The organism is Gemmata sp. (genome assembly GCF_051859125.1).
Classification (GTDB): domain Bacteria; phylum Planctomycetota; class Planctomycetia; order Gemmatales; family Gemmataceae; genus Gemmata.
Map to the genome: position 1 here is coordinate 1 of NZ_JBHYGG010000192.1, position 4,240 is coordinate 4,240.

The 4,240-nt window shown below is 71.7% G+C and carries 4 protein-coding genes; 3 read left to right on the plus strand and 1 reads right to left on the minus strand.

The window, feature by feature from the left end; all coding sequences use genetic code 11:
- Positions 1 to 130: 130 nt before the first annotated feature.
- Positions 131 to 817, minus strand: coding sequence for a nucleotidyltransferase family protein (locus ACTIGN_RS16815; RefSeq protein ID WP_439625869.1), 687 nt, complete (start codon positions 815 to 817; stop codon positions 131 to 133).
- A 66-nt stretch (positions 818 to 883) separates the two neighbouring features.
- On the opposite strand from ACTIGN_RS16815, the gene ACTIGN_RS16820 reads away from it, so the two are divergent.
- From ACTIGN_RS16820 to ACTIGN_RS16830, 3 genes are all read left to right on the plus strand, one after another.
- Positions 884 to 1,738 carry a hypothetical protein gene (locus ACTIGN_RS16820; protein WP_439625871.1) on the plus strand — a complete coding sequence of 285 codons (855 nt, stop codon included), beginning with the start codon at positions 884 to 886 and terminating at the stop codon, positions 1,736 to 1,738.
- Between the two features lie 182 nt (positions 1,739 to 1,920).
- Positions 1,921 to 2,757, plus strand: a complete 837-nt coding sequence (locus ACTIGN_RS16825) for an NAD-dependent epimerase/dehydratase family protein (protein WP_439625873.1) — start codon at positions 1,921 to 1,923, stop codon at positions 2,755 to 2,757.
- A 55-nt stretch (positions 2,758 to 2,812) separates the two neighbouring features.
- Positions 2,813 to 4,186: an MmgE/PrpD family protein gene (locus ACTIGN_RS16830; RefSeq protein ID WP_439625875.1), complete on the plus strand. Its 1,374-nt coding sequence runs from the start codon at positions 2,813 to 2,815 to the stop codon at positions 4,184 to 4,186.
- The last annotated feature ends 54 nt before the right edge of the window (positions 4,187 to 4,240 follow it).

The window sequence follows — 4,240 nt, forward strand, 5'->3', positions numbered from 1 at the left end:
CCGCACGCGGGCCGCACCCCTGGCTACCATCCGCCGCCCCTCCGGGGCTCCAAACCCGGTCCTCTGTCCTCTGTCTTTTAATCTGTGTCTTCTGCGTAATCTGTGGATCAACCTCTTCTGTCTTCTCGCGTCACCGCACCGCGCTCACGTCCGCGGTTTGCGCCGCCTCCCACTGCTCGACGTTGCCGATCGGCAGCCAGTACGACGCCTGCACGACGCGGAAGCCACCTTCCTGCGCGAGCTGCGAAACCGCGTCGGTGATCTCGTACTCCCCCCGCGGCGACAGCGGCAGCGTCAGGTCGAACACGCGCTTCGGGAACACGTACCCGCCGATGTTCGCGAGTTGCGGCGGCGCGAGCCCCTTCGGCTTCTCGACGATCCGCTCGAGCGCGCCGCCGGCGCTCGGGAACACGATGCCGTAGCTCTCGGGCTCGCTGACGGCGTGCGTGAGAATCCCCATCGGCACGGCGGCGAGTGCGGCGAGGTCGGAGCGGCCGATGAGGTCGTCGCCGTTGAGCACCATGACGCGGTCGCCGGTGACGGCCCCCGCACAGCTCATGAGCGCGTCGCCGGTGCCCCGCGGCTCGGTCTGCCGCACGGTCGCCCAGTTGCGGACGTGCGTCTGCGTGCGGAGGTAGTCCTCGATCTGCTCGGCGAGGTAATTGACCACGACGACCAGCCGCTCGACCGGCGGCATCGCGCCGATGATCCAGTCGAGGATCGGCCGCCCCTGCACGGGCAACAGCGGCTTCGGGACGGTGTTGGTGTGCGGGCGGAGCCGGGTGCCCTTGCCGGCGGCGAGAATGATTGCGTCCATGCGGGTTGATTGTATGCTGTGCGGACCTTGAGCGTCACCGACAGCCCGGCAGGAGAGGTGCGCCGCGTGGCCAAGCCCTTCGACGCGACCCTGAACACGCTGATCGACGCCCACGCGGCGGAGTGGGCGGGGTTCTTCGCCGCCCGGTGCGGGATCCCGGCCGGACCGCCCCGGGCGCTCGACACCGACCTCTCGGCCACGGTGCAGGCCGACAAGGTGTTCCACATCGCCGGGCCGGTTCCCGCACTCCTGCACCTGGAACTGGAAGCGAACCCCCGCCTCGGCATCCCGGCCGACCTGCTCCGGTACAACGTGCTCCTCGGCCACCAGCACGGGCTGCCGGTCCACAGCGTCCTGCTGCTCCTCCGGCCCAAGGCGAACGCCTCGGACATGACGGGAACGCACCGGGTCGCCGGGGCCGACGGCAGCACGCACCTGGAGTTCCGGTACGCCGTGGTGCGGGTGTGGCAGGAGCCGGTCGCCGCGTTCCTGGCCGGCGGCGTCGGACTCGCCCCGCTCGCGCTGCTGACCAACGAGGCGGACGCCGACCTGCCCGCGGCGTTCGAGCGGTTCAACGACACGTTGCGGGCCGCCGGCACCCCGGATAACGTGACGAAAGGGCTCATCGGCTCGACCTTCGTTCTGTGCGGGCTGCGGTACGACCAGCCCCGGGTGGACGACCTGTACCGGAGGGTCAGCATGTTGATGGAAGACTCGACCACCTACCAGTGGATCTTGAACAAGGGTGTCGCGAAGGGGGAGCAGAACGTTCTGCTGCGAATGGCGCAGCGGCGGTTCGGTGCCCCGAGCCCGGTCGCCGAGGCCGCCGTACGCGCGATCGAGGACCGCGAGCGGTTGGAGCGGATGATCGACCGCGTCGCCGACGCACCCGGGTGGGACGACCTGCTCGCGACCGCGTAGCTGTGCCTCCGATGCTGGTGGGACTCCGCAACCCGGACCGGCGCGAGCGGCGACCCGCGTGTCGGACAAGCCGGCAGTGCTCGTCGCGATCCGCACCGCTCCCTCGCGCTTCCCCCTTGACCGCGGGTCGGGGTCGCGGCTACGGTGCCGCACCAATCTGGTCGCCCGAAACGGAGTGGCGCATGGATGCCCGCACGTCTCCCTGGCACGGTCGCCGCGTTCTCGTCACCGGGTGTACCGGGTTCCTCGGCCGCGCCGTGACCCGCGAGCTCCTCGACCGCGGGGCCTGCGTCGTCGGGCTCGTCCGCGGCCGGGCCGGCGGGAGCGAGTTCGCCCGCGAGCACGCCACCGGTCAGTTCCGCGTCGTCCACGGGCGCACCGAGGACCGCGGCCGGCTCCACAGCGCGCTGGCCGTTCACGAGGTGTCCGCCGCGTTCCACCTCGCCGGCACCGGCACCGAGCCGCTCCTCGACGCGGCCGCCGTCTACCACCCCCGCATTCCCGTCGTCGTCGCCAAGCCCGCGGGCCAGCTCCGGCTCGTGACGGGCGACGACGCCCCGGTCGCGACCAACCCCGTCGGCACCGCGCGGTTCGGCGAGCTGTTCGGCGGCGGCGACCGCAAGCTCACGCGCGTCGTGCCCCGGACCGTCCTCGGGCTCCTCAACCACGAGCCGACCGTGCCGGCCGACACCCGCTCCCGCGACTTCGTGTTCGTCCGCGACGCGGCCCGCGCGTGCCTGCTGCTCGCCGAGGCGGTCGCCGTTCGCGGCGAGTCACACGACTGCACGTTCCGCTCGGGGTGCGAGAAGACCGACCAGACGATGGCGCGGTTCGTCGCGGCGGCGTACGCCGGGTGCGCCGCGGCCGGCGACGGCGCGGTGCCCGAGGGCAACCCGCTCGGGTGGCGGCCGTCGCTCGGGACCGCCGCGGCGCTGGCCGAGACGGTCGCGTGGTACCGCGAGTTCGTGCGGGCGCGGTTCGCCGGTAACCGGAGCACCGAGCTGCGCCGCGTGGCGTGACGCGCGGCCGCCCGGAGTCGCTACAACATCCCCCGTCTCATCACCGGGGGAACTCATGGCCGCACCGACGCTCGCCAGCCGCCTCGCCAGTTACGCCGTTGGGCTCTCGTTCGACGCGCTCACCAAGGAGGCCGTCCACGAGACGAAGCGGCGGTTCATCGACTCGTTCGCCACCGCGGTCGGGGCGATGCCGGCCGAAGCGTACCACATCGCCCGCAAGTGCGCGCTCCGCGTCAGCGGGAACCCCGGCGCCTCGCTCCTCGGCGGCGGCCGGTCGAGCACCGAGTGGGCCACGTTCGTCAACGGGGTGCTCATCCGCTACCTCGACTTCAACGACACCTACCTGAGCAAGGAGCCGGCGCACCCGAGCGACAACCTCGCGGCCGTTCTGTCGGTCGGCGAGGCGGCCGGGGCGGGCGGCCGGGACCTCATCACCGCGGCCGTGCTGGCCTACGAGATCCAGTGCCGGTTCTGCGACGCGGCCAGCCTGCGCCGCGTCGGCGTCGACCACGTCACCTACGGGGCGATCTCGTCGGCCGTCGCCGCCGGCAAGCTGATGAAGCTCGACGCCACGAAGCTCACGCACACCGTCGGGCTGGCGGGCGTGTGCAACGTCGCGCTGCGGCAGACCCGGAGCGGGGAGCTGAGCGAGTGGAAGGGGTGCGCGTTCGCGAACGCGGCCCGCAACGGGGTGTTCGCGGCGACGCTGGCGGCCGAGGGGCTGACCGGCCCGGCCCCGATCTTCGAGGGCGACCTGGGGTTCTTCCAGCTCGTGTCCCGCGAGCCGTTCGACCCGGCCCCGTTCGGCGGCGAGATCGGCAACGCCGACGGGTTCATGATCAACAAGACGTACATCAAGTTCTGGCCGGCCGAGTACCACTCGCAGAGCGCCATCGACGCGGCGCTCCAGATCCGGGCCGAGCTGGGCGGCGACGTGTCGAAGGTCGCGTCGGTCACGATCGACACGTTCGAGGCGAGTTACAACATCATCGGGAAGTACCCCGAGGCGTGGACCCCGAGGACCCGCGAGACGGCCGACCACAGCCTGCCGTACTGCACGGCCGCGGCGCTGTTCGACGGCGACGTGTACCTCGAGACGTTCGACGAGAAGCACTTCACCGACCCGGCCCGGGTCGCGTTCACCGGCAAGGTGACGGTGAACCACGACGCGGGCCTCGACGCCCGCTACCCGAAGGGCATCCCGAACCGCATCACGGCGACCCTGGCCGACGGGCGGAAGGTCGTCCGCGAGGTCGAGTTCCCCCGCGGGCACGCGGGGAACCCGATGACCGATGCCGAGGTCGAGGCGAAGTTCCGCCGGGCGGTCGAGCCGAAGTACGGGGCGGCGCGGGCCGGGCGGGTGCTGGCCCGGTGCTGGGACCTGGAGTCGCTCACCAGCGTGACGGAGTTGATCCAGATGTTCGACTGATACCGAATCCGGGTGATGTGTTCCTGTAGCCGGCCTCTGTGAGGCCGGTGCCTG